Genomic DNA, 24838 nt, shown 5'->3' with positions numbered 1-24838 from the left:
ATAGGTGCGTCGCTCGAGCCCGAACACCGGCTCACGATGGCCTCTCGGCTTCAGTCGTTTGTCCCGGCTCGTGGGGATTTCGGTGTGAGAGTGGTTACCGCCCCATCGTGTGGAACTCGGCGTTCGGGCGCATATCGGCCAGATGTGCCATCCTGTTCGAGAGGTTGAAGAAGGCCGCGACGCTCCCGATGTCCCAGATGGCCTCCTCGGAGAAGCCGTGCTCGCGGAGGGTCTCGAAGTCGGCCTCGTCGACCGTGGCGGGCTCCTCGGTGAGCTTCACCGCGAGGTCGAGCATGGCGCGGTGGCCGTCGCCGACGTCCGCGATCCGGTGGTTTGAGACGAGCTGGTCGGCGAGGTGCGGGTCGTCCGCGTAGATGCGGACAAGCGCCCCGTGGGCGACGTTGCAGTAGTAGCAGTCGTTCGCGCCGCTGACCGCGACGACGATCATCTCGACCTCCTCGCGTTCGAGCGCGGTGTCCTCGACGAGCGCGTCGTAGTAGTCGAAGAACGCGCGGAAGTGCGAGGGCTTGTAGCCGTAGGCGAGGAAGACGTTCGGGACGAAGCCGGCGCGCTCCTCCTCCTCGTCGATGCGCTCGCGCAGGTCGTCGGGAAGTTCGTCGACGTCCGGGACCGGGAACCGCGTCATCGCGGGGGTGTCGTCGCTCATACGCCGGACGACGGCGACCGGGACAATCAAAGCATCGTCGCCCGGGAGACCGGAGCCGAGAACTTGATACGGCCCCCTTGACTACCGGATTGCGTGGAGAACGTAACGGACCGGGTGTCGAACCCGTTCGACATACGCCCGCCGTCGGAGTACCCCCCGGTCGACGACGGGCCCGCCGCCGTCCCCGGCTACGGCGACGCCAACGCCGACTTCCACGTCGTCGGCGCGTCGCCCGCCCACCACGGCGGCGAGACGACGGGTGTCCCGTTCACCGAGACCGGAGGTGCGCGCCGACTGCAGCGCGTGCTGCACGACGTCGGCTTCCTCGCGGAACCGTACAGTGACGGCCCCGAACCGACGAACCTCTTCCTGAGCTACCTGTTCATGCCCCGGTTGTCCGACGGACAGCTGCCCACCGACGAGGACTACGAGCTGATGGAGCGGTTCTTCGACGCGGAGTTCCGGGCCATCAACGCCCACATCATCCTCCCGGTCGGCCCGACGGCCATCGACCGGGTACTGCGGGAGTACACCACGCTCCGCCGACGGTTCCCGAACCCCATCGACGGCCGGGCGATCCACGCGACCGAGGTCCGCGGGCGCGGCTTCCTCGTGGTGCCGGTTGCCGACCCCGAGACGTGGGACGACGAGGAGGAGACGGCGCTACGCGAGCGACTCCGGGCCATCCTCGACTCGGACTACCGGCAGACGAAGGGCGTCGCGACGCTGGTCGGCTGAGACGGGCGAAGGAAGACGAGGGGGGTCAGAGACGGGCCGCGATCTTCGGGCGCACGAAGGCACTCAGGAGGAGTACCACGACGGAGAGCAGCGGCAGCACCATCGCGACGAGGTCGACCGCGAGCATGGGTGCGGCCTCGGCCGCGTCGAGCACGAGCCCGACCAGCGGCGCGGAGACCCCGACGACGTAGAGGTACGTCGGCTTGAACTGGAACGCCATCCGGGTGTGACGGACGATGACCAGGTAGACCAGCGGCATGACGAGCGCGCCGGCCAGCAGGGGGCCGCCGTACGCGCCGGCCGCGATGGCGACGGCGAGCGAGACGCCGACGGTCTCGTTGATGGTCACCCACTTGTACGGCCGGCGGGCGCGGAACGCCCGGTTGAGACCGAACGCGAGGACGGTGACGCCGACGAGCCCGGCGAGTGCACCGTACCACTGCTGTGTCGGCAGCGGTGGCTCGGCGACCAGTGCCCCGTCCTCCACGATGAACGTCGCAGGCTGGGTGAGGCCGTACCGGGACTCGACGAGGGCGGCCTGCAGCGCGGCGGTGTCGGTGCCGGCGGCGCGCAGACGGTCCGCGAGCGTCGAGAGGCCGCTCTCGTGGGCCAGCCCGTACTGGACGAGTCCACCGACGTAGAGGAGGACCGCCGAGAGCATGAGCGGCCAGCCGAGGCTCAGGTCGTTCCACCAGTTGAACAGCGCGTTGTCGGTCCAGCCGCCGGCGCTGGTGCCCGCTGCAGGCGAGGACCGGGTACCGGTGGTCGACCCGCCCCCGCCGGTCGTGGTTCCCGTGGCGGTCCCCCCGGTGCCCCGTGACGACGACGCGCTCCCGGTCGCGCTGGCGGTCGTTTTCGTCCGTTGAGACGAGCCCGTGGTCCTCGCGCTCGACTGTGCGGACGAGCTCGCCGTCGAACGGCTACCGCTCCCCGAACGGCTGCCGCTCCCCGAACGGTTACCGCTGGACCGACTCCGTCCGGCGCGTGTCGAGCCGGTGGAACTGCCCGTCGAGGTGGACCGGGTCGACGAGCTGCTCGACCGACTCGTCGGTCCACCGGCGTCGTCGTCGCCGCTGGAGCGGTTCCCCCAGATGTCGCCGGAGGGGAACCCGCCGATGCGCTTTGCGACGTAGTCCCTGTGTCCGAGGCGGTCGTAGGCGTTCCGCTCCGAGGAGTCGTTGAGGGTCTCGTAGGCCTTCTTCAGGGCGTTGAACTGGGCGGGGGCGTCGGGGTCGTCGTTGAGGTCCGGGTGGTACTCCCGTACCTTCGAGCGGAACGCCTCCTTCACCTCGTCCTGGGAGGCGTCCTCGTCTATCTCCAGAAGTTCGTAGAAGTCCATATCGTCGTCAGCCATGCTGATGAGAGTGCGTCTACCCCATCTCGGGTGCCGGGCCATATAAGTTCCATTGGCCGCGCCCGGCGCTACTGGAAATCGGTCAGCGTTGACTGGCCGTCCGAGTCGTCCGGTCGCCACGCACGCGAGCGGTTCCGAGAGGTGCCGTCGGTGGCCGCCCGGCCCTCGTCGGACTCCCAGGAGTCGAGGCTCGCCTGGTTGCGCTCGGTGAACGAGAGGTTCGAGACGCGCACGCCGACCTTCCGTACGGGCACGTCGTCGAACTCGGCGACGAGCTCCAGCGCCGTGTCGACGACCAGCTCCTCGTCGGCGACGGGACCCGGCAGCGACCGCTCGCGGGTGTTCACGTCGAACGGTGGTTCGACGGCCTTGATGCCGATGGTCCGGTAGAGCGCACCCCGCCGGTCGGCACGGTCGGCCACGGCTTCCGCCAGCGTGCGCACCTGCTCGACCTTCGGCTCCGGTGCCGTGACGGGCTCGCCGAACGCCGACTCCCGCGAGAAGCTCTTCGGCAGTCCACGGGGCGTCACCGGCCGGTCGTCGTGTCCCCGTGCCCGGTCCCTGAGCTCCGGGCCGCGCTCGCCGAACCGGTCCGCCAGTGCCCGGCGGTCCGACGCGGCGAGGTCGCCAGCGGTCTCGACGCCGAACTCGTCGCGGAGCTCCCGTGCGGTCACCGGGCCGACGCCGTGGATCTCCTCGACGGGAAGGGGGTCGAGGAACCGCCGAAGCTCGTCGGGCGGCACCACTACGAGGCCGTCGGGCTTGTCGTGGTCGCTGGCGACCTTCGCGGCGCTCATGTTCGGTGCGACGCCGACGCTGGCGACGACGCCGACCTCGCGCTCGATGCGCTGTTTGACGTGGCGGGCGAACCCCTCGGCGACCGACCAGTCCGTCCGGTCGGTCACGTCGAGATACGCCTCGTCGATGCTCACCTCGCGGACAGTGTCGGCGCAGTCGTGGAGGATGTCCTTCACGTCGCTCGCGACCGAGTCGTAGTAGTCCAGGTCGACGGGGCGGTAGAGCCCGGTTCCCTCGGGGTCGTCGGCGTCGGCGTCGGCACGGCGGGGCAGGCGCTCCAGCGCGGTCGTGATGGCCTGTGCGCTCTCGACGCCGTACTCGCGGGCCTCGTAGCTCGCCGTCGCCACCGCACCGGCGTCGTCGCCCGGCTCGTAGCCCATCCCGACCACGACCGGCTCGCCCTCGAGTTCGGGCTCCCGCAACCGTTCGCAGGCCGCGTAGAAGCAGTCCATGTCGACGTGCAGGACGATGCGGTCGGGGCCCTCTTCGGGCTCGACGCCCGGGAGCCTCGCCGCCTGTTCGCGCTGTCCGTCTCCGGAGTCCGCCATCGCTTGGGCGTGGATTGGGGCGTGGGTCGGTTGAACGTTCCGGGCACGGCCGGTGGGTGCCGGGCGAGACGATGGCGTCGGGACGATCCGGCCGGTACTGGTCCGACCAGCAACAGGAGCGACAGCGGCCGATTCGGGGGTGTCGACCTCAGATACCGATGGTGCCCTTCGCGAACGCCAGCCCGTTCTTGACGGGGTCGGGGCGGGCGATGCGGTCGAGCTCGTCCCTGTCCAGCGAGAAATCGAAGACGTCGACGTTCTGCTCGATGTGGTCCTTGCTCGTGGACTTCGGGATGGCGACGACGTTCTGGTGCTGGGTTGCCCAGCGGAGCGCGACCTGCGCGGGGGTCTTGTCGTAGTAGTCGCCGATGCGTCGGAGGAGGTCGTCGCCGAGGACGCCGCCGGTCCCGAGCGGCGAGTACGCCGTCAGCAGCACGTCCGAGTCCTGGCAGTAGCGCAGCAGCTCGCGCTGGGGCTTGAACGGGTGGAACTTCACCTGGTTGGTGAAGATGGGTTCGGGGGAGACGCGCTGGGCCTTCATCAGCCGTCTCTTCGAGAAGTTCGAGACGCCGACGTGGCGGACGTCGCCGCGTTCGACGAGGTCGGCCATCGCCTCCATCGTCTCGCGGAGGTCGGCGAGCGGGTTGGGCCAGTGCAGCAGCAGCAGGTCGACGTAGTCGGTGTCGAGCTCGCGGAGGCTGTTGGCGACCGAGCGCTTGAGGCGGCCGGGGCGGAACCGGTCGGGACGGACCTTCGTGGTGAGGAAGACCTCCTCGCGGTCGACGTCCGAGTCGTGGATGGCGTTGCCGACGTAGCGTTCGTTGTCGTACGCCTGGGCGGTGTCGATGTGTCGGTAGCCGGCGGCGAGCGCGGTCCGGACCGCGCCGTAGGTCTCCTGGCCGGCGGTCTGCCAGGTGCCGAGGCCGATCTTCGGGACGGAGGTGCCCTGGACCGTTTCGTACTCCATGCGCGAGGGTTCGACCGCGGTCGGCATAGGCCTTGACACTTCGGCGTGGCCGTCGCCATCCGTGGGTAGGCGGAGAATATTAGGTATTAATATGCTACTAAGTCTTATAACCAGTCGTCAGAAACGGTTTTATACGAGTCTTGTGCTACGAAGTATCACGATGACGAACGACAAGCGCACGATGAAAGACGTGAGCCACACACCACCGAACGGGGAGTCCGTCACGAACGTCTGGGAGCGAGGCGGCGAGTCCCCCGACGAACCGCGAGACGACTGAGTTCTTCTCCCGATATCCGACCGGATAGCGGAGCGATTGCAGCGACCCGACCGACCGTCGAGTGCGTCGAACGGACCGCTCGGCACCCCGCTGTGCCATCGTTTCACAACCGTGGGAACGCCTTTGGAGCCGCCCGCCGAGCCGTCCCCTGTCGCTCGATTCACCACGACTCCGGGGAGGACCGGCCCGTAGCGCCCGCAGACAGCCACCGCGGAACACGCCGGACGGAGGGTCGCTGATGTCGACGTACGTCGGCTCGAACGGCGAGCACTACACCGCGGGCGAGGTCGACTTCGCACCGGCGTTCGAGCCCGCGACGTAGCTCACGCACAGCCACTCGACCGCGCGATGGCGACGACCTCGGACTGCGACAGCGAGCCCTCCACCGAGACGACCGCGTACTGCCGCCCGTCCGCGCAGGACCAGACGACCGAACCCAGCGAGTCGGTCGCGACGTACCGACCCTCGCTCCCGGCGACGTCGACGGTGACACCGTCGGCCGAGCCCGTCGACCGCGGTTCGGAGTGCTTGCTCACGTAGAGCACGTCCCCGGCGTCGTTCCGGTAGAACACGGTCACGGTCGTGATCTCGCCACGGAGGACGCCGACCCGGAACAGCTCGTAGCCGTCGGGCACGTCCGGCTCCGGAAGCGCCATCGTGACGTTCGCGGCCGCCGCGGCGCGTGTCTCGAACGTCTCCTGGCTCTCGTCGAGGTCGACCACGCTCGCCTCCTCGGGCGGGTCGAACCGGAACCGCGAGTCGGCGATGCCCGGGTCGAACTCGACGTCCGTGTACCGGGTGACGACGCGGAACTCCTCCCCGTTGACCGTCATCGACCGGGTCACCTTCACCGGGAAGTAGCGCTCGGCGTCGAGGTAGTACCGGATGCGCAGGTCCGACGCGACCGTCGGCACGTCGCCGCTGGGGGCCAGCTCGACGACGTGGGTCTCGCGACCGGCGACGGTCTCCGTGCCCTCGTACGTCGCGGTGTAGTTCTCCACGGTCGTCGTCGCGTTCCTGACCTCGTCGCCCGCCTCACCCTCGACGGGCACCGACGGGGCCGGCCCCATGCCGACGGTCGGTGGGGACCGGACGGTCTCGTTCCCGCTCGCCGCGACCGCGTCGAACACCTGCCGGAGGAACGCGTCCATCCGGACCGCGTCGCCCTGGCCACGCTCGTACGACTGCGTCCGGACGACCTGCCGGCTCTCGTCGTACACCCAGAGCTGCGAGCCGTTCGCGACCACGAGGTTGCCGTCGCGGGACGCCGGCTCGCGGATCTCCTCGCGGACGGCACCGCTCCCGGGTCGGATCCACACCGCCGACTGCCGGTGTTCGGTGCTGTTCCCGTGGGTGATGGTCGTCTCGACGACGGCGTGGACGCCGTCGATGGACTCGTAGGCATCGACGGCCTCGTCGCCGTCGACCGTCGGGGTCGCCGTTTCGCCGTCGTCGACGAGGCCCAGACAGCCCGCACCGACGACGAGCAGGAGAGCGAACGCGACGAGGGAGCGAGGGCGGGGGGACATTTTCGCGAGTGTTACGACCGATGACAATTAGGCGTTTCCGTCCGTGTGGGCCTGGGGTGGCCACAGGACGCGGTCGGCCGGTGGGTGCCGCAGACGAAGTCACTAAGGGTATCCCAGCCTGAGCGACGCATATGCAAGCGCTGGTCATCGTGGCACACGGGTCGCACCTCAATCCCGAGTCGAGCGCGCCGACGTACGCCCACGCGGACACCATCCGAGAGTCGGGCGCGTTCGACGAGGTGCGCGAGGCGTTCTGGAAGGAGGAGCCGAGCTTCCGCGACGCCCTCCGGACGGTCGAGTCCGAGGCGGTGTTCGTCGTCCCGCTGTTCATCAGCGAGGGCTACTTCACCGAGGAGGTCATCCCCCGCGAGCTCCGCCTCGACGACTGGGAGCCCGAGCTCTGGGACTCCGACGGCACGAGCGCGTCGCAGGCGACGCTGTACGCCGAGGACGTCGACAAGACCATCCACTACTGTGGCCCCGTCGGCACCCACGACGCGATGTCCGACGTCATCGTCAAGCGCGCCGAGACGGTCACGGGGGACCCGGACGTCGGTGAGGGGTTCGGCCTCGCGGTCGTCGGCCACGGCACCGAGCGCAACGAGAACTCCGCGAAGGCCATCGAGTACCACGCCGACCGCATCCGCGCCACCGGCCGCTTCGACGAGGTGAAGGCGCTCTACATGGACGAGGAGCCGGAGGTCGACGACGTCACCGACTACTTCGAGAGCGAGGACGTCGTCGTCGTCCCGCTGTTCGTCGCCGACGGCTACCACACCCAGGAGGACATCCCCGAGGACATGGGCCTCACCGACGATTACCGCGAGGGCTGGGACACGCCCGCGGAGGTCGACGGCCACCGCATCTGGTACGCCGGCGCGGTCGGTACCGAGGAGTTCATGGCCGACGTCATCCTCGAACGCGCCGCCGAGGCCGGAGCAGACGTGCGCGACGCGCTCGAGAAGGTCCGCGAGGCGACCGGCGGCGTGCCGGCGTCGGGTGACTGACGATGGCTGCCACCGAAGCCGGACTCGCCCCCGACCAGTTCGAGGACCTCGTCGACGCCGTGACGGAGGGCCCGGTCGAGTTCGACGGGCTCACAGTGGGGTACGAGGACGACGGCTACGTGTTCGAGGTGCCGGACCTCCACCGTGAGCACCTCTCGGTCGAGGAGCTCGAACGCGTCGCCGCCGCCAACGCCGAGTGGGTCACCAACTGGCACTTCTGGACCGTCGTCGTGGGTGGCGAGGGAACCGCCCGCCGCGACTTCCTGCGCTGGCTGGAGGCGGCCGACGAGCACACCGTACAGGCACGCTACGACGCGATGGAGGCGGACGGTATCCACCACGAGTGGGGAGAGCTACTCGTCACCGTCGAGCTCGGCGAGGTCGGCTACCGGCGGTACGAGCTCCGCCACGTCGACGACAGCGAGGCCGACCCCGCGGACCTCACCGTCCACGACGAGCCCCGTGACCTGCGCGACCTGTCGAAGTACGACGACCGCGGACGCTACCGGCCGCTGAAGACCGCGCCCTCGCTCGTCGACGGCTGGATGCTGCGGGACCTCACCAGCGGCGAGCTGAAGGAGGCGCTGGGCTTCGTCTACCCCGCGACCGTCGAGAACTGGCATCGCGAGCACGAGGGGACGCTCGACGTGAGCCACTGGCGGGAGACCGCCGAGCGCCAGACCGGCATCTACGACGTCGTCGACGAGCTCCCCCGCGAGGCCGTCGAGTGGGTCACCGAGGCCGCCTGCGTCGACTCGCAGTGTCTCAAACGGCGCGAGTGGCAGTACGACGAGGACGACCACCTCGACACGCCCGGTGGCGACGGGACGTTCCCCTGCCGGGAGCCCTGCTCGCTCGTCGTCGCCGCCGCCCGGAAGTGGACGAAGCTCGAGGAGGAGGCCGAGCGCACCTACGAGTTCGAGCTGACGCCGAGCGAGAAGGAGCAGCTGGAGGCCATCGTCGACGCGGTCGCGGACGGTCGCACCGACGAGATCCGCGAGGCCGACGTGTACGAGGGTGCGAACCGCTACCGGGCGCGCTACCTGCGGGCGAAGCGGTTCGACGAGGACGGCCGCCTCTGTGGCGTGCCGACGGAGGAGTAGACCGCCGTTTTCCGGAGCCGGAGTGCTCAGCGCACCAACACGGCGACGGCGACGAGGATTCCGATCAGGACCGCGACGACGCCGAGCATGACGACGGCGCTGTTCGCGAGCGCCATCGCCACGACGGCGACCACGAGTGCGACCCCGGCCATCGCGAGCACCGGTGCGTCGTCCCGGTCGGGAACGAGTCCGGAGAGGTCCGGCCCGTCCGACGAGCCACCGCTCGCTGTGTCGGCCTCGGTCTCGACCGGCGACACGCTCGCTCGCTCGCCCATCGGCACGCTCGCCGGGTCACTGACCGTCACCGGCACGGCGGTCTCCTGTGCGCCGTAGGCCGCCACGAACCGGAGCGCACCCGACACCGGTCGCGGACCGTCCCGTACCTCGACGCGGAACGTCGTGCTCGACTCCGTCTCGACGAAGTGGTTCGTCTCGGAGAGCGTGGCGACCTGCGACAGCGAGTCGTCGACGTTGCAGTGGACGTGCACCGCGCGGCCGTGGTTCCGGAGCTCCACGTCGAACGGCCCCCGGACCTCGAACGCCTCGACCGCTGGCTCGATGCTGTGGAGCTCCTCACGGCTCAGATCGACGACGAGGGTCTCGGGTGCCATAGTCGGTGTGTGGTGCGGTTCGTCGGTGATCGCTCGGCGCGATACGGCTGGTTCGTCGCCCTACGCCGGCACGTCGTCGCGCATGTCCGGCGGCAGCATGTTCGGGACGCCCTCCTCGATGGGGTACGTCTCCCCGCACTCCGTGCAGGTGAGCGTACCCGAGACGATCTCGTCCTCGTCCTCGCGGTCCACCTCGAGCTCGAGGTCGGCCTTGTCCATCGGACAGCAGAGGATGTCCATCATGGATTCTTTCATACCCACTGCGTCGGAGAGGGAGAGCAAAAGGCTTCGGGAACCGTGTCCGAGAGTGGTCGGGTCCGATTGCAGGTGTGACTGTGTGCTGTCTACGGCTGTTTCAGACGTTTCAGCAGTCGTGGGAGTCTCTTTGACCGCGAACAGCCAGAAAGCCCCGAGTCGCTGGAGTCGGGGGCCTCGCTGCGCTCCTCGTTCCTGCGGTGCCTGAGCGCTTCGCGCTCAGACTAACGAGAGCTTTGCTCTCGTGTCGCTTGATTCGGCCGCCTTCCTCCAGCGACTCGCCCCTTTCAGTCCCACCCACGCACAGAACCGCAACCGCACCTCGGGCCTCTCCAGCCGGCTGCATCTCCGGAAATCTCTGATTTCCGGCGGGCTCACGAAACGCACGTGTTTCGTGACCGATGCTCGGTCGCGAGCTCCCTGCGCTTCTCATCCACTGCGAGAGCACGCTCTCGTAAGCCTTCGGTCGCTTCGTCGCCGGCGCTCCGCGCCGGCTGCTAGCGGGACCTCCGGTCCCGCTCTGCTCCCGAAGACCTCGCACGAACGTGTCCTCGCCGCCTCGCGGTGCTCGGCGACGAGGACTGCCGCGCGCCTGCCGGCTGGTCAATCGTCGATATCGCGTTCGGAAGAATCACCGCACCGCAAGCCGCCCGTTACTGGTCGTACGGGTCCTGCAGGATGACGGTGTCCTCGCGGTCCGGCCCGGTGCCGACGGCGTAGATGTCGGTGTCGAGCTCGTCCGAGAGGTAGCTCAGGTAGGTGCGCGCGTTCTCGGGGATGTCGTCCCAGTCGTCGACGTCGTCCCAGTCGACCTCGGGCCAGCCGTCGAACGTGCGGAGGTTCGCCTCGCAGCGCGCCCACCGCTCGGTCGTCGAGGGCATCGTCAGCAGCTCCTCGCCGTCGAGCGTGTAGCTGTGGCCGACCTTCACCTCGTCCATGCCGGCGAGCACGTCGACGTGGTTGACGGCGAGGCCGGTGAAGCCGCTGACGCGCGTGGCGTGGCGGAGCATCGGCACGTCGAGCCAGCCAACCCGGCGGGGACGGCCGGTGACGGTGCCGTACTCGCCGCCCTCGTCGCGGATGTAGGTGGCGAGCTCTTCCTCCTCGTCGCCGGCGTCGCCGTCGTAGCCGGCGGTCTGTCCCTCGACGCCGGCCAGTTCGGTCGGCATCGGGCCGCTCCCGACGCGGGAGAGGTAGCCCTTCACGATGCCGATGATCTCGCCGTCGCCGACGACGCCGGGGCTGAGGCCGGTGCCGGTGGTCGCGCCGCCGGCTGTCGGGTTCGAGGACGTGACGTACGGGTAGCTGCCGTGGTCGATGTCGATGAGCGTTCCCTGTGCGCCCTCGAACATGACCTGCTCGCCGTCGTCGATGGCCTCGGCGAGGAAGTCGCCGCAGACGACCGGCATCCCCTGTTCGGCGAGCCGCTCACCGAACTCGCGGTACTGCTCGAACAGCGCGTCGACGTCGAACGCCGCCGGGTCCTCCAGGTCGTCGATGTCGAGCCCGTACACGTCCTCGACGAGCGCCCGCTTCTGGGGCACGACGTACTCCAGTCGCTCGCGGAGCACCTCGGGGTCGAGCAGGTCGCCGACCCGGACGCCGCGTCGGCCCGCCTTGTCCTCGTAGGCCGGCCCGATGCCGCGGCCCGTGGTGCCGACCGCCTGGTCCGATTCGCTCTTTACCTCCTCCTCGATGCCGTCGAGCACGCGGTGGTACGGCAGGATGACGTGTGCCCGCTCGGCGACCCGCACGTCGGGGTCGAGCCCCCGGTCGCGCAGGTCATCGATCTCGTCGAACAGCGTCGCCGGGTTCACGACGCAGCCGTTGCCGAGGACGCCCACCTTGCCGCGGACGACCCCGCTGGGGACGAGCGAGAGCTTGTACTCGGTGCCACCGTAGACGACGGTGTGGCCCGCGTTGTCGCCGCCCTGGTAGCGGACGACGATGTCGGCCCCGTCGCCGTAGATGTCGACGACACCGCCCTTGCCCTCGTCGCCGAGCTGCGACCCGACAATGGTTACGGTCATTTACACGCGCCGATTCTTCAGCGGTCGGTAAACCGATTTCGATACGGCGGGTCCGCCGTCTCCGATGTGACGTGGTCCCACGGACCAGAAGACATATACACGAACCACTGCTACCTCCGATTTGCCACGCTTCTCGACCCGTTCGTACGATAAGGTTTAAAACCCCGTACGACAAGTTAACAAATGCCATGATAGACCGACTTGAGAAGGAAGTCGATATGCTGGAACGGCATCTGCAGGTGCTGAAGATGGTCATCGAGAACGAGCCCATCGGTATCGTGAAGATGTCCAACGAGACCGGTTACCCCCACCACAAGGTCCGCTACTCGCTGCGGGTCCTCGAGGAGGAGAACCTCATCGAGCCGTCGAGCCAGGGTGCGATCACGACCGACCGCACGCTCGAGTTCGTCGAGGAGCTCGACGGCAAGATCGACGAGATCGTCGAGAAGATGAACGGGATGAAGATCGACGACGCGGCCGAAATCGAGAACTAACGGGTTTCCGTCTTCCTACAGCTCCGGCACGTTGATGTGGAACTCCCCGCCGCGGGACTCCACCAGACAGAGGTGATAGCCCGACTTCCGGGACAGTTTCACGAAGCTCTTCTTCGAGTCACGACTCAGGAAGCTCCCACTCGTGGCCTCCGACGCCGTCTCCAGCGCGCCCGGGTCGAAGAACGAGGCGGTGACGACGACCGCCCCGGCGAGGCTCTCGCTGGTCCGCTTGACCCGCGACGCCCGCTCCTGGAGGTCGACCATCATCCCCTCGGTTGTCGGGTCCCGGGAGTCGTTCAGGTTCGCGACGACGAGCGGGTTGCCCATGCGGTCGCGGACGACCACGTCGAACGTCGTCTGCTCGCGCTGCTCGTTGCCGTCCTCGTCGTAGCGTAGCGACACCGAGCCGTTGAGCTCGGCCCGGTCGGCCTCGGGGATGGCGTCGTAGAGGTCGCGCATCGCGCTCGCGTTGCCCGTGTCGCGGATCTCGTAGAGCAGTTCCCTGACGAACCACTCCACGAACCGGAACTCGATGCTGTCGTGCAGGAACTCGACGTACGGCCGTCCGTCGACCGCGGCGTCCTCGGCCTCGAACTGCGTGTGGTGTTCGATGCGGAGGTTCGCGTTCACCGCGTCGGCGTCCGCGTCGTCGTCGTGGGCGGTGTCGAGCGTCGGCTCGCCCTTCGAGCCGTAGCGGACGAAGAGGTTCGTCCCCTCGAGCGCCTGCTGTGGCGAAAGCTGCGTGCTGGCGTCGGCGGCCGGCCCTCGCTGGGCGGCGAGTTCGGCCTCGAGGTCGGTCAGCTCCGCCTCGAGCTCGGCGATCTCGGCCTCCAGGTCCTCGACCTCGCCGCGCAGCTCCGCGTTCTCGTCGGCGAGCTGGTCGCGCTCCTCGCGGAGCTCGGTGCGCTCCTCCTCGACGTTCGAGAGCTGCTGCTGGAGCCGGTCGATCTTGTCCTCGCGCTGGAGCATCTCCCGCTCGAGCGGCTCGTCGGTGCCCCCGTTGTCGGTGGGTGGCGTCGACTGCTGCTCGGTGCGTCTGGGCTGGCGGCCGGTGTCGGCCGGTGCCTCCGCACCGGCGTTGGCCTGTTGGGTGCTGTTCGACGGCCCACCGTTCGACTGCTGCGTCTCGGTGCGGGTCTGCCGCTGTCGTCTGCTCTGTCGGCTCCCGCTGGACGTCTGGCCCGTCGTCCGCGCGGTGTCGGTCGGGGGCGATGTCTCCGTCGACTCCGAGCGGTCCGGGTTGATGGAGGGGATAGAGCGCGTCTCGCGCCACTCGGCCTCCTCCTCGAACACCGGGTCCTCGCCCTCCTCGGCGGCCGCCTCGCGTTCGACCTCCTCCAGCACCTCGTCGGGGATCTGGACGGGGTCGTGGTCGTCCTCGACGGTCGTCGTGACCGGTGCGGAGTCGGCGTCGGTCTGTGTTCCTGGGTTCGGCCCATCGCCCTGGCCGGCCGACCGGTCCGGGTCCGCTCCCGTCTCGCGGGTCGGCTCCACACGGCCGCTCTCCGAGCGGGGTTCCGGCGTGTGGCTCTCGTCCGGCTCGGAGCCGGCGGGGGTCCGCTGGTCCCGTTCGCGGGCAGGGTCACGCTGGTCGCGTGCCGTCTGTTCCTCTGCGTCCCGGACGACCGACCCCTCGGCGCTGACGGGGCTCTCGTCGGCGGCGGCCGTCCCCGTGTCGTCGCCCCGGCCGCCCGTCGCGGGCTCCGTGGGTTCGGCCGGCTCGTCCGGGGCCGGGTCCGCCACCACGGGCTCGTCGTTCGACTTCGCGGGAGCGTCGGATTGGCGGGTTCCGTCGTCGGCATCGTCACCGCCAGCAGCCGCACCCGCCGCAGCGCCAGCCGCGGCGTCGCCCGTGTCGTCTGCCGGTTCGGGCTCCGGTTCCGGGATCTCCGTCACCTCGATTTCGACGTCCATCACGGTGTAGATGCCGACCTCGTCGTCGGCGCGCTCGAACGCCTCGTCGCCCGTGTGCAGACGCTCCCGGTTCCCGATGAACGCACAGCTCATCGACCGACCGCCGTAGTAGACGACGTAGTAGTCGCCGCTGAGGACGTTCTCGGAGAGCTCGATGTAGCCCGTGAAGCTGCCCGACGTGAGCGTCGAGTCCGCCTCGGAGATCGGTGTGTCGTTGGTGTAGTAGTTCGCCCGTTCCTCGCCGCCGGTCTCCTGCATCGCGAAGAGGAGCGGGAGGGACGGATGTGGTGCCTCGTACGTCGTGCCCGAGGAGCCGTCGAAGTCGTCGATAGTCCCGTCGAAGACCCCGATGATGCGGCCGTTCAGCATGAACAGCCACGTCCCGCCCGCCGTCACGGCTCCGGTGAACTCCGTGTCCGCGAGCGACCGGAGGTCCTCGAAGCCGCCCGAGAACGGGCGGGAGTCCCAGTCTTCGACGCGCTCTACCCTGCGCGAATCCATATAGGGTTACAACCGCATCCGGGACAAATAGTTTCCGGGGATTCACCGCTGTACGAGCACCTTCCGCCGGCGACCGGCCGCGGAGGGACCTCAGATCTTGGATTCGGCGTCGTCCGCGAGCTCCTCCATGCGTTTCTGGATGCGGCCGGCGCTGGAGAACTCGTCCTCGCTCATGACGCTCGCGAGCGCGTTGCCGAGCACGAACACGGCGTGTTTGTGCTCGCTCTTCGACTTGTGGACGTCCGAGGGGTCGACGTCGAGGTCGTGGTACTGCTGGAACAGCTCGTCGTTGCCGTCGCCCTCGGCCTCGAAGTGCGTCATGATATCGACCATCTGCTCGTGGAGTTCGAGAAGCTCGTCCTTGTGCATGAATCCGTGTAAGGTATTGGCCGATTTAAGCATTGTTGTGGCCCCTCAGCCGGTCGAGCGGCCGCCGAGTGTCGTAGGCCACAATTTTTATAACCGACCGGCGTACCGGGGAACAAATGCCGACAATCCGCCTCGACGTCCCCGAGGAGACCGTCGAGAAACTCGACATGGAGACGGACCTGCTCGGGTTCGAGGACATCCCGGAGTACCTCGACTGGATCATCGGGAACCGCGCGGCCATCGAGCAGGGGACCGAGCGGGACCAGCTGCTGTCGGAGTACGCCGCCCGCGTCGCCGAGCTGGAGGAGCAGGTCGCCGAGAGCACGACCGGCGAGCAGCCGGCGGCGACCCCGTCCGACACGGAATCGACGGCGGACGCCGCGGACGCGTCGACGGGTGACGACGGGACTCCGTCCCCGGGGGGCGACTCGACCGGCGGCGCGGACGACGCTGGCGACGCACAGACGGCGACGGCCGATGGCGGGGCGACGACTGGCGGGACCGGCGAGACGATGGTGCCGAAGTCGGGGCCGGACGCCGAGCCCGACGACCTCGGTGGCAACTTCAGACCCGAGCAGGTCAAGCGGTTCACCGACGAGCGCCTGAACGAGGAGGCGGACGTGCTCGCGGGCGTCGAGGGCGAGCGACTGGACGAGTTCGCCCGGCGCGCAGTCGCACAGACGCGCAAGCGCCTCGGGCGCGACCCGACGACCGGACTGAGCTACCAGTCGAACACGAGCATCGCCGTCAGCAGCGACGACGTCTCTCCCGGCGAGGACATCGCTGACCTCGACGACCTCGACGTGCCCGGGCGGTCGCCGGAGAAGGTCGAACCGCGACGGGAGGCCGTCGGCGCGGCGCTCGCGTACCTGAAGGACGCCGACCGCGCCCGCCGGTCCGAGTTCGTCGAGGAGCTGTACGAGGAGTTCCCGGCGGGCTACGACTCGACGTCCGGCTGGTGGAACTGCATCAAGACCGGCCTGAAGCAGGTCGACGTGGTCGAGGGCGGCGACGGCGCGCGCGTCTGGCGGTTCCGACGGACCGAGATATCGAACGAGGCCGGAACGCTCCGCGGGCGCGGGCCCAAGCGCGTGGTCGACTCGAACTAGCAGCAGAGCTCGGTGAACCGGTTCGTCCCGGCGTCGGTGCCGGCGACGATGAGCTCGTCGCCAGCCGCGACACGGAACGACGGTCCGAGGTCGGTGATGACCTCGCCGTCCCGTTCGACGCCGACGACCGTACAGCCGGTCCGCCGCCTGACGTCCACCTCGGCCAGCGTCTGCCCGACGAGCGCGGGGGCCTCGGTCCGAATCACCTCGACCTGCTGGTCGATGGAGAGGACGTTCTCGCCCTCGAGGATGGTCGAGGCGATCATCCGCCCGCTGACGGACGCGAGCGAGAGCACGTAGTCGGCTCCGGCGCGGTACATCTTCGGGACGCTCTCGGTCTCGGTGACACGGGCGACGATCTCCGTCTCGGGGCTCTCGTCGCGGACGACCAGCGTCGCGAACTCCGTCGTCGTGTCGTCCGGCAGCGAGAGGACGACCGTCCGGGCGTCTTCGAGCCCCGCCGCCTGGAGGACCTCGGGGTCGAGCGCGTCCCCGACCACGTCGACGCCCTCGCCCGCGACGAGGTCGACCACGCGGTTGGGGATGCCGGCCTCGTCGAGGTGAGCGGCCACGGTCTCGCCGACCTGCCCGTAGCCGACGACGATGGTCTCGCCGCGGCGGAACTCCCGAACCCGCGACAGCGTCAGCTCCTTCAGCGACTGGAGCTGCTCCTCGACGCCGGTGACGAGCAGCACGGTGCCCCGGTCGATCACCGTCTCGGGTTCGGGTGGGCTGTGGAACTCCCCGTCGAACCACGCGCCGATGACGTTGACCCCGGAGCGTTCCCGGATGCCGCTGTCGGCCAGCGTCTCACCGACGAGTTCGCTCGCGCTGTGGACGGGGAGCTCGGCGATCTCGAAGTCGCCGCCGATCTCGATTGCGTCCCCGAGCTCCGTCGAGAGGCCGGTCGTCACCTTCGATGCGAGCCCCTGCCCGAGCAGCGGCCGGGGGGAGAGGACCTCATCGGCACCGGCGAGGCGGTGGTACGGGACGCTCTCGGGGTCCTCGACGACGCTGACGACCTGGAGGTCCTCGTGCCCGGCTTCGCCGGCGGCGAGGACGATGCTCGCGTCCACCTCGTCGGAGAGGTCGGCGACGAGCGCCCGGGCCCGGTCGATGCCGGCGGCCTCCAGCCCCTCAGTGCGTTCGGGGTCGACGTTGATGACCTGGTAGCCGTCCTCGATGAGCTCGACGGCGGTGTCCCGGTCGGGTTCGAGGATGACGGAGTCGACACCCCACGCGTCGAGTTCGGCGATGAGCGCGTCGCCCCGGTCGGTGTAGGTGCAGACGAGGACATGGCCGGCGAGGTCGTCGTCGACGGACGTCGGCACCGTCGTCGAGAGGATGTCCTCCATGGTCGGGAACACCAGCACGGGGAGCGCCAGGAAGATGAGGACCACCCCGGTCGTGTCCATGATGATGACGAGTACGTTCATCTCGGGGGTCTCCCACGGCGAGTCGGAGCCGAAGCCGGTCGTCGTGAACGTCTCGACGACGACCTGGAGCGAGTGGAGGAACGTCTTCGGTTCGCCCTCGTAGACACTCATCCCGTAGTCGTAGACGACCGCGTAGGTCAGCATGATTCCGGACAGCACGAGGAGGTAGTAGGCGGTCCGGCGCTGCCACTTGTCCATGTCCGGGCGTGACGCTCTACCGGGATAACTGTTGTACGTCGTGGCAGTCGAGACGCGTCGGGAGCGGCTGCGAGCTACGAGGGGAGCGACCCATCGCGCAGCAGCGTGCGGGCGGTCCAGACGACCCACCCACCGAACAGCGCCGCGCCGACGGCCTCGGGCACGGCGAAGTAGGTCCAGGTGTCGCCGTCGCCGGTCCAGACCATCGCCTCCAGCAGCACCCAGACGACCCACTGGAGCAGGTGGACGATGCCGAGCCACATGGTGACGAGCCCGAACGTCGGGGACCGGTCGAGCGCGTACCCGGTCCCGAAGACGAGCAGGGCGACGGTCGCGAGCAGGAAGAAGCCGGCCGCGAACGGGAAGTGGAGCGCGTTCGCCGGGCCGTCGAGGTACGCGAAGCCGATGCCCGTCATCGACAGCAGCGCGACCGCGAGGACGACGACACCGGCCTTCTCGATCCCGTTGATTGTCTCGGACCAGAGCCGTGCCGCGAACGGGAGGCCGACGATGCCGCCGAAGACGAGGCCCCCGTTGAACAGGAGGAAGGCGAGCTGGTCAGCGGTGCCGACCGCGAGCAGGGCCTTCCCGTTCGCCTCGCCGATGCTCGACAGCGAACGGCTCTGCCAGCTGAACAGTGGGTCGACGAGCGTGGCCAGCAACAGGGTCACGAGCGCCACCGCCGGGGCGACGAGTCCGAAGTACGTCAGTGTCCGACGCGTGTCAGCCATGCACCGAAGCTCCCGTTCCAGCAACAAATACCTGTGTGAACTCCGGTCGGATGCACGAACCGTTTTACCACGGGCGGTCCACGCTGTCCCATGTCCGGACTCGTGTTCTTCGGGAGCGAATCGTACGAGGAGACCGCCGCCTTCTACGTCGCGGAGGTGGGGGCCGACGTGTGGCTCGAGCAGTCCGCCTGCACCATCCTGCAGTACGACAACCTGCTCTTCGGCTTCTGTGACGCCGACGAGACGGAGACAGAGGGGGTTCTCACCTTCGTCACCGAGGACCGGGACGGCGTCGACGCGTTCTACGAACGGTTCGCCGACCGTGCCCGCGACGAGCCGTCGGTGAACGAGGCGTTCGGGATCTACAACTTCTTCGCGACGGACCCGGACGGGCGGGAGATGGAGTTCCAGACGTTCCTGCACGAGACCGACCCGGTCTGACCACAGCCGACGTTTTTGGCAAGCCTAAAGTAGGCGCGTCGGTAAGGCAGAGCCGATGAGCGAGCACTCCACGGTGGACCCGTCCGACCTGGACGCGGACGACGCCAGCCGGTCCGACGACCACCCGTTCACCTTCGACGACGTGGCGGTCGTGATGGGGACGTACAACGAGGAAGCGGCCATCGAACACGTGCTGACCGACATCGACGAGGTCACCGACGGCCGGGCCGAGGTCGTCTGCGTCGACGGCTCGGACGACGCCACGGCCGAGGTCGCACGCGAGCACGGCGCGACGGTCGTCGAGCAGGAACCGCAGGGTTACGGCGTCGCCGTCCGCGAGGCCGTGCTCACGCCCGCCCGGCCCATCGTCGTCACCACCGACTGCGACGACACCTACCCGATGGAGGCCCTGCCCCGGTTCCTCGAACTCGTCAACGAGGGCTACGACGTGGTCTCCGGCGACCGGCTCCACCACGGTGCGGAGCCGATGCCCGTGTTCAACCGCTTCGGCAACCACGCCTTCGCCGCGCTGGCGTCGGTGCTCATGGGCGAGCGCGTCCACGACACCACGACAGGGATGCGGGCGTACCGTCGCGAGGTCGTCCAGGACATCACCTGGACCGAGAACACCGGCCTCTCCGCCGAGCTGTTGATCCGTCCGGCGATGCGCGGCTACGACGTGGTCGAGACGCCCATCGAGTACGACGAGCGACGAGGCGAGACGAAGCTCGACCCCATCGGGGGCGGTGCCGCCATCGGCAAGTCCATCCTCAAGGTCGGGCTGACCGAACGGCTCCGGTTCTGAGACGCTGCGGTCTCGTTCTCCTCGGCCGACGCTGTCACCAGTGTCCCCTCCATCCAGACGCCGTCGATGTGTTCGTCGGGGTGGTCGGGGACGTAGGTCCCTTCGAGCCCACAGTCGACGACGAGCTGGCAGACCGACTCCTCGGGCGGCCAGACAACCTCGACTCCGGCGGTCGTCCGGCGGGCGTCCAGCTCCTGCCGGTAGGTGAGCGTCGCGCCGCCGTCGTAGGTCAACACGACGGCGACGGCGAACTCCGTGGTCCCGTTCAGCGGTACCGACCCGTTCTCCCCGAGCGCCCGGAGGCCGTCCTCGTCGGCGAGCCCGAGGCCGTCCGGACCCACCGTCCAGTTCGTGACCAGCCGGTCCCCGAGGTCGTCCTCGACCACGAACTCGCGAACCTCGCCGTCGCCCGCCAGCCTGACGAGCGCGCCGTTCGCGCCCGACGGCACGGCGACCCGGGTCGTGCCGTCGAGCCGCTCGCCCGAGCGGACCTCGAGTCGTGCGAGCTTCCCGATGGGCCGGTCCGTCGAGTCCGGCACCCACTCGCCGTGGTAGGTGTACCGGTACGGCGTCCGGTCGCCGGTCGCCTCGAGCACCGCGAAGTCGCTCGCCGGGCCACGGTCGAGCGCGTACACAACGTCGCCGTCGTAGCCGGCGTCGTTCCGGAGCGTCTGGAAGGGGTGGGCGAGCCAGTCGCCGTACGGCGTCGGGACGAACACGACCGCGTCGTCGAACTCGGTCGTGAGGACTGGCTCGTAGATGGTGCCGTACTTCTCGGTCGTGTTCGCGTGCTCGGTGACGGGGCCGCCGAGCGCCTCCCGCTCCGCGATGCCGACGGCCGGGAGCGAGACGACCAGCAGGCCGGCGAGGACGACCCGGGCGGCGGTCGCGGACCGGCGCGCGGTGACGCGGCTCCGGAGGCCGTCCGCGACGGCCACGACGCCGAACGCGCCGAACACCGCCAGTGGGACGACGAGGTCGAAGTGGTAGAGCGGGCCGAACAGCGAGAGCAGCCCGTCACCCAGCTCGTCGGGGCCCGAACTAACGTTGTAGGTCCCCCAGAACGCGAGGTTGCCGACGCAGACCGAGGGCACGACCGCGAGCAGGAGCAGGGCGAGACAGTCGTCCGAGCAGTGCGGTCGGTCGAACGTCGGCGCGGCGTCGGGGCCGAGGGCTGGGACGACGCCGGCACGGCGGACCAGCCACGCGCCGACGCCGACGAGGAACGCGGCCGTCCCGAGCCAGCCGCCGACGGTCCAGCGGGTCGCGGACTCCCAGAGGAGGACGACGTTCGTCCTGACGGCCAGCCCGGGCGTGTAGACGAGGTCGTGCTCCAGGATGCGTCGCTGGCCGAATCCCAGGCCGTCCAGCGGCGCGAACGCGGCGTACGGGAACACCGTCGGGTCGCCCGTCAGGAGCCAGTTGTAGCCGAGCGTCGTGGCGACGCCGACGGTCCCGAGTGTCGCGACGACGAGATTCCTGGTCACGTACTCGTGCTGGAGGTACCCCCTCGCCGACCCGTCGTGGCCCCGGTACGCCGTCGCCAGCGTCCAGCAGGCGTGGCCGACGAACGGGAGCGCGAACAGCACCGCGGTGTACGGTCGGGCGAAGAAGGCCAGGGCGACCGCGAGGCCGGCCAGCACCGCGTACCGGCGCGAGCCGCGGCGGTGGGCCCGAACGTAGGCGAGCGCGAACGCGAGGTTCAGCAGCGTCGTCGGCGCGTACGGGAGGAACACCGAGGTGGTGAGCAGGAACGTCGGCGTCAACAGCACCAGCACGCCCGCGAGGACGCCGACGCGCCGGTCGAACGCCTCCGTGGCGAGCGCGGCGGTGAGCACGACGATGCCCGCCCCGATGCCCGCGAGGGCGAACCGCGGCTCGCCGAGCACCAGCCCGAGCGCGAACATCGCCGACGGCACCGGTGCGTACTTCGGATACATCGAATCGCCCTCGGTGATGAAGAACCACGGCCTGAACGCCTCGGTCAGCCCGTCGGGCGGGTACGCGTAGAGCTGGCCGTCGAGCAGCAGCGACGCCTGGTGGAGGTAGACGCCCTCGTCGTGGTTGGCCGAGTGGTACGGGAACAGTTCGCTGGCGACGACGAAGACGACCGCCGCCGCGAGGACGGCGAGCAGGAGGGAGGGGACACGGCGTCGCGTGAGAGCGTCGGGGACGGAGCCGGCCATCGGTTCAGCTGTAGGAGCCGTCCTCGTCGGTGGCGGGGAACCAGGCGAGATCGTGGTCCGCGGTCAGGTCGACCCGGACGGACTCGTCGAGGTCGACCTGGTCGGTGTGGTTGTGCATGCACTCGACGATGTCGCCGTTCTCGAGTTCGACGCGGTAGAGGATGGTCGGCCCGAGGTAGCGCCGGTAGACGACGCGGCCGTTCGCCTCCTCGTCGGCGGCGATGGGTCGGGCCTGGATGTCGTCCGGACGGACCAGCACGTCGATGCGGGACCCGTCGTACTCCCCGGCGAGCCCGTGGATGACGCTGCGGTCGACCGAGCCGACGCCCGTCTCGACCTCGTCGCCGTGGACGTAGCCGGAGAGGAACGAGGCGTGGCCCAGAAAGCCCGCGACGAAGCGCGACTCGGGGTGCTGGAACACCTGCTCGGGGCGGCCGACCTGCTCGAGCTGGCCCTCGGACATCACGGCGACCCGGTCCGAGATGCTCATCGCCTCCTCCTGGTCGTGCGTGACGGAGACGGCGGTGACGCCGGCCTCCTTCAGGATGCGGCGGACCTCCTCGCGCATCTCCACACGGAGGTCGACGTCGAGGTTCGAGAACGGTTCGTCGAGCAGGAGCATCTTCGGCTCCGGCGCGAGCGAGCGGGCGAGGGCGATGCGCTGTTGCTGGCCGCCGGAGAGCTCGTCCGGGTGGGCGTCGCGGTGGGACTGCAGGTCGACGAGGTCGAGCATCTCGTCGACGCGCTCGGCCGTCTCCGCGTCGTCCATGTCGGTCAGCCCGAACGCGACGTTCTCCGCGGCGGTCATGTGCGGGAACAGCGCGAACTCCTGGAAGACGACGCCGACGCCGCGTTGCTCGGGGACGACGAAGCTGCCGCCGCCGGCGACGCGCTCGTCCCGCACGCGGATCGTACCCCTGTCGGGCCGTTCGAGCCCGGCGATGAGCCGGAGCGTCGTCGTCTTGCCACAGCCCGACGGGCCGAGCAGCGTCAGGATCTCGCCCTCGCGGACCGCCAGCGAGAGCCCGTCGATCACCAGTTCCGGGCCGTAGGCCTTCGACACGTCGTCGAGTTCCAGTACCGGCTCGCCGTCCTCGACGGACGGGCGTTCGTACACCGTCTCCACGTCTGCGGTTATGGTTGCGTCACTTGACATCGTATCCCTCCTGTGAGAGGATGACGAAGATCGAGACCGCCGAGACGCCCAGCAGGATGAGTGCGGGCACGGCGGCGTCGTAGAACGCCTGGTTGCGGTGGGCCTGCCAGACCTGCATCACCAGCGTCTCGTAGCCCGTCGGGTGGAGCAGGAGCGTCACCGGCAGCTCCTTCATCGTCGTCAGGAACACCAGCGCGGTACCGCCGAGCAATCCCGGGGCGGCGAGCGGCAGCGTCACGGCCCGGAACGCCCCGACGGAGGTGCGCCCGAGTGTCCGGGCCGCCTCCGGCAGCGCCGGGTTGACCTGCAGGAACGACGCCCGCGTCGACCCGACGGACTGGGGCAGGAAGCGGACGACGTAGGCGAAGATGAGCAGCGGCAGCGCCTGGTTCAGGCTCGGGAACGTCCGCGTCGAGAGGTAGATGAGCGCGAACGCGACGACGACGCCCGGCGCGGCGTAGCCGAAGTAGCTGAGGCGTTCGGTGAGCTGGCCGACCCGCGTGTCGTGTCTTGCCGAGAGGTACGCGATGGGCAGGCCCGCCAGCGTCGCGACGAGCGCCGCCGCGACCGACAGCTTCAGCGAGTCGGTCAGGTTCGACAGCTCGAACGGCACCCGCCACCCGGCCTCCGGGCCGGCGAGCAGCCAGCCGACGAGGATGACCACCGGGAGCACGATGGCGACGAGGACGATGAGCGCACAGAACGCCAGTGCGGGCCACTTCCACGCGCCGAGCCTGGCGAGCGACGCCTGTCCGCCCTGTCGGCCGCCGGCGAACTTCTCGTTGTTCCGCGTGCGGTTCTCGACGGCGAGGATGAACACCGTCACGGCGAGCAGCTGGAGCGAGAGGAGCGCCGCCCGGTCGAGGCCACCGCCACGACGGGTCGCCGACTCGATGACCGTCGTGAACACGTTGTAGCCCATGATGGCGGGAGTGCCGAAGTCGGAGAGGGCGTACAGCGCGGTCAGGAGCGCGCCGGCCGCGATGGCGGGCTGGAGCTGGGGGAGGACGACCCGACGGATCGCCTCCAGTCTGGTGTGTCTGAGCGTCCGGGCGGCGTCGACGAGCGTCGTATCGACGGTCTTCAGCCCGGCGCGGGCGGTGATGTAGACGTACGGGTAGGTGTACAGCGTGATGACGAGCACCGCGCCCTCCAGCCCGGTGATGTCGGGGATCTGTGGCACACCGAGCGGGGCGAGGAACTCGTTCACGTCGCCGCCCTCGCCGAACGCGCTCGTGAACACGAACGCGCCGATGTAGCTCGGAATGACCAGCGGCAGCGTGACGAGGACGGTCCAGATGCGGCGTCCGGGAAGGTTCGTCCGGACGGTCAGGAACGCGAGCGGGACCCCGAGCAGGATCGAGAGGACGGTGACACCGGAGACCATCACGGTGCTGTTGACGAACACCGAGATCGTCGTGTCCTGCGTGAGGATGTCCAGTGCGACGTCGAACGGGACGTTCGAGGCAGCGAGCAGCACCCAGAGGAACGGGCTGGCGACCGCGGCGGCGACGGCCGCACTCGCGAGCGAGAGGCCGAGCGGGTACGCACCGCTCTCGCCGCCCTCGTCGTCTTCGTCTGCCGTGCGTGAGTCGTGCTGCTCGACTGCCATCA

22 protein-coding genes and 1 pseudogene are annotated in these 24838 nt (G+C 69.2%); 8 read left to right on the top strand and 15 right to left on the bottom strand.

Annotated elements, in window-relative coordinates; translation table 11 throughout:
- Positions 1-94: 94 nt before the first annotated feature.
- Entirely contained in the window at positions 95-667 is a 573-nt protein-coding gene (locus NO345_RS14590) for a peroxidase-related enzyme (protein ID WP_256300354.1), read from the bottom strand.
- A 93-nt stretch (positions 668-760) separates the two neighbouring features.
- Here NO345_RS14590 and NO345_RS14585 point away from each other — a divergent pair, with 93 nt between their 5' ends.
- Positions 761-1405 (top strand): uracil-DNA glycosylase family protein, encoded by a 645-nt coding sequence (locus NO345_RS14585; RefSeq protein ID WP_256300352.1) that lies wholly within the window; start codon positions 761-763, stop codon positions 1403-1405.
- 25 nt (positions 1406-1430) lie between these two features.
- On the opposite strand, the gene NO345_RS14580 is transcribed toward NO345_RS14585, so the two are convergent.
- The 3 genes from NO345_RS14580 to NO345_RS14570 all read right to left on the bottom strand — a co-directional run bounded on the left by NO345_RS14580 (position 1431) and on the right by NO345_RS14570 (position 5072).
- Positions 1431-2759: a DnaJ domain-containing protein gene (locus NO345_RS14580; protein WP_256300350.1), complete on the bottom strand. Its 1329-nt coding sequence runs from the start codon at positions 2757-2759 to the stop codon at positions 1431-1433.
- Positions 2760-2827: 68 nt separating this feature from the next.
- The gene (gene dinB / locus NO345_RS14575; protein WP_256300348.1) at positions 2828-4105 is read right to left on the bottom strand and encodes a DNA polymerase IV; all 1278 of its coding nucleotides are present in this window, start codon (positions 4103-4105) and stop codon (positions 2828-2830) included.
- Positions 4106-4253: 148 nt separating this feature from the next.
- On the bottom strand, positions 4254-5072 hold the full coding sequence (locus tag NO345_RS14570; protein WP_256300346.1) for an aldo/keto reductase: 819 nt from the start codon (positions 5070-5072) through the stop codon (positions 4254-4256).
- 160 nt (positions 5073-5232) lie between these two features.
- On the opposite strand from NO345_RS14570, the gene NO345_RS20030 reads away from it, so the two are divergent.
- The gene (locus tag NO345_RS20030) at positions 5233-5349 is read left to right on the top strand and encodes a DUF7989 family protein (RefSeq protein WP_497007330.1); all 117 of its coding nucleotides are present in this window, start codon (positions 5233-5235) and stop codon (positions 5347-5349) included.
- Positions 5350-5672: 323 nt separating this feature from the next.
- Here the strand turns inward: NO345_RS20030 and NO345_RS14565 are convergent, their stop codons facing one another.
- The gene (locus NO345_RS14565) at positions 5673-6878 is read right to left on the bottom strand and encodes a LolA family protein (protein ID WP_256300344.1); all 1206 of its coding nucleotides are present in this window, start codon (positions 6876-6878) and stop codon (positions 5673-5675) included.
- Positions 6879-7009: 131 nt separating this feature from the next.
- On the opposite strand from NO345_RS14565, the gene NO345_RS14560 reads away from it, so the two are divergent.
- Positions 7010-7885, top strand: coding sequence for a CbiX/SirB N-terminal domain-containing protein (locus NO345_RS14560; RefSeq protein WP_256300343.1), 876 nt, complete (start codon positions 7010-7012; stop codon positions 7883-7885).
- Between the two features lie 2 nt (positions 7886-7887).
- Positions 7888-8988, top strand: a complete 1101-nt coding sequence (locus tag NO345_RS14555) for a DR2241 family protein (RefSeq protein ID WP_256300341.1) — start codon at positions 7888-7890, stop codon at positions 8986-8988.
- 26 nt (positions 8989-9014) lie between these two features.
- On the opposite strand, the gene NO345_RS14550 is transcribed toward NO345_RS14555, so the two are convergent.
- The 3 genes from NO345_RS14550 to NO345_RS14540 all read right to left on the bottom strand — a co-directional run bounded on the left by NO345_RS14550 (position 9015) and on the right by NO345_RS14540 (position 11884).
- The gene (locus NO345_RS14550; RefSeq protein WP_256300340.1) at positions 9015-9599 is read right to left on the bottom strand and encodes a DUF7524 family protein; all 585 of its coding nucleotides are present in this window, start codon (positions 9597-9599) and stop codon (positions 9015-9017) included.
- 60 nt (positions 9600-9659) lie between these two features.
- Positions 9660-9854, bottom strand: coding sequence for a methytransferase partner Trm112 (locus NO345_RS14545; protein WP_256300338.1), 195 nt, complete (start codon positions 9852-9854; stop codon positions 9660-9662).
- A 653-nt stretch (positions 9855-10507) separates the two neighbouring features.
- Positions 10508-11884, bottom strand: coding sequence for an adenylosuccinate synthase (locus tag NO345_RS14540; protein ID WP_256300336.1), 1377 nt, complete (start codon positions 11882-11884; stop codon positions 10508-10510).
- A 188-nt stretch (positions 11885-12072) separates the two neighbouring features.
- Here NO345_RS14540 and NO345_RS14535 point away from each other — a divergent pair, with 188 nt between their 5' ends.
- A complete protein-coding gene (locus NO345_RS14535; RefSeq protein ID WP_256300334.1) occupies positions 12073-12378 on the top strand; it encodes a hypothetical protein in 306 nt (101 codons plus the stop codon).
- A gap of 15 nt (positions 12379-12393) precedes the next feature.
- On the opposite strand, the gene NO345_RS14530 is transcribed toward NO345_RS14535, so the two are convergent.
- Both NO345_RS14530 and NO345_RS14525 read right to left on the bottom strand, forming a co-directional pair.
- Positions 12394-14793: a DUF7527 domain-containing protein gene (locus NO345_RS14530; RefSeq protein WP_256300332.1), complete on the bottom strand. Its 2400-nt coding sequence runs from the start codon at positions 14791-14793 to the stop codon at positions 12394-12396.
- A gap of 90 nt (positions 14794-14883) precedes the next feature.
- Entirely contained in the window at positions 14884-15162 is a 279-nt protein-coding gene (locus NO345_RS14525) for a UPF0058 family protein (protein WP_256300330.1), read from the bottom strand.
- Between the two features lie 116 nt (positions 15163-15278).
- On the opposite strand from NO345_RS14525, the gene NO345_RS14520 reads away from it, so the two are divergent.
- Positions 15279-16271 carry a hypothetical protein gene (locus NO345_RS14520; RefSeq protein ID WP_256300327.1) on the top strand — a complete coding sequence of 331 codons (993 nt, stop codon included), beginning with the start codon at positions 15279-15281 and terminating at the stop codon, positions 16269-16271.
- On the opposite strand, the gene NO345_RS14515 is transcribed toward NO345_RS14520, so the two are convergent.
- Together NO345_RS14515 and NO345_RS14510 are read right to left on the bottom strand one after the other, a co-directional pair.
- Positions 16268-17905, bottom strand: a complete 1638-nt coding sequence (locus NO345_RS14515; RefSeq protein ID WP_256300325.1) for a potassium channel family protein — start codon at positions 17903-17905, stop codon at positions 16268-16270. The two genes, NO345_RS14520 and NO345_RS14515, sit on opposite strands and share 4 nt — an antisense overlap.
- A gap of 74 nt (positions 17906-17979) precedes the next feature.
- The gene (locus NO345_RS14510; protein WP_256300323.1) at positions 17980-18636 is read right to left on the bottom strand and encodes a DUF998 domain-containing protein; all 657 of its coding nucleotides are present in this window, start codon (positions 18634-18636) and stop codon (positions 17980-17982) included.
- A gap of 90 nt (positions 18637-18726) precedes the next feature.
- On the opposite strand from NO345_RS14510, the gene NO345_RS14505 reads away from it, so the two are divergent.
- Positions 18727-19077 (top strand): VOC family protein, encoded by a 351-nt coding sequence (locus NO345_RS14505; RefSeq protein ID WP_256300321.1) that lies wholly within the window; start codon positions 18727-18729, stop codon positions 19075-19077.
- A 55-nt stretch (positions 19078-19132) separates the two neighbouring features.
- The gene (locus tag NO345_RS14500) at positions 19133-19882 is read left to right on the top strand and encodes a dolichyl-phosphate hexose transferase (RefSeq protein ID WP_256300319.1); all 750 of its coding nucleotides are present in this window, start codon (positions 19133-19135) and stop codon (positions 19880-19882) included.
- 200 nt (positions 19883-20082) lie between these two features.
- Here the strand turns inward: NO345_RS14500 and NO345_RS19985 are convergent.
- From NO345_RS19985 to NO345_RS14485, 3 genes and pseudogenes are all read right to left on the bottom strand, one after another.
- Positions 20083-21789, bottom strand: a pseudogene (locus NO345_RS19985) (DUF7846 domain-containing protein); the annotation flags it as partial.
- Positions 21790-22072: 283 nt separating this feature from the next.
- Complete coding sequence (locus NO345_RS14490) at positions 22073-23224, bottom strand: ABC transporter ATP-binding protein (RefSeq protein ID WP_256300317.1); 1152 nt, start codon at positions 23222-23224, stop codon at positions 22073-22075.
- Positions 23214-24836 (bottom strand): ABC transporter permease, encoded by a 1623-nt coding sequence (locus NO345_RS14485; RefSeq protein ID WP_256300315.1) that lies wholly within the window; start codon positions 24834-24836, stop codon positions 23214-23216. Before NO345_RS14485 ends, NO345_RS14490 begins: the two co-directional genes overlap by 11 nt.
- Positions 24837-24838 lie beyond the last annotated feature (2 nt).

This window comes from Haloarchaeobius salinus (assembly GCF_024464185.1).
GTDB classification, from domain to species: Archaea; Halobacteriota; Halobacteria; order Halobacteriales; family Natrialbaceae; genus Haloarchaeobius; species Haloarchaeobius salinus.
This window is presented reverse-complemented; position numbering and strand designations above follow the sequence as displayed.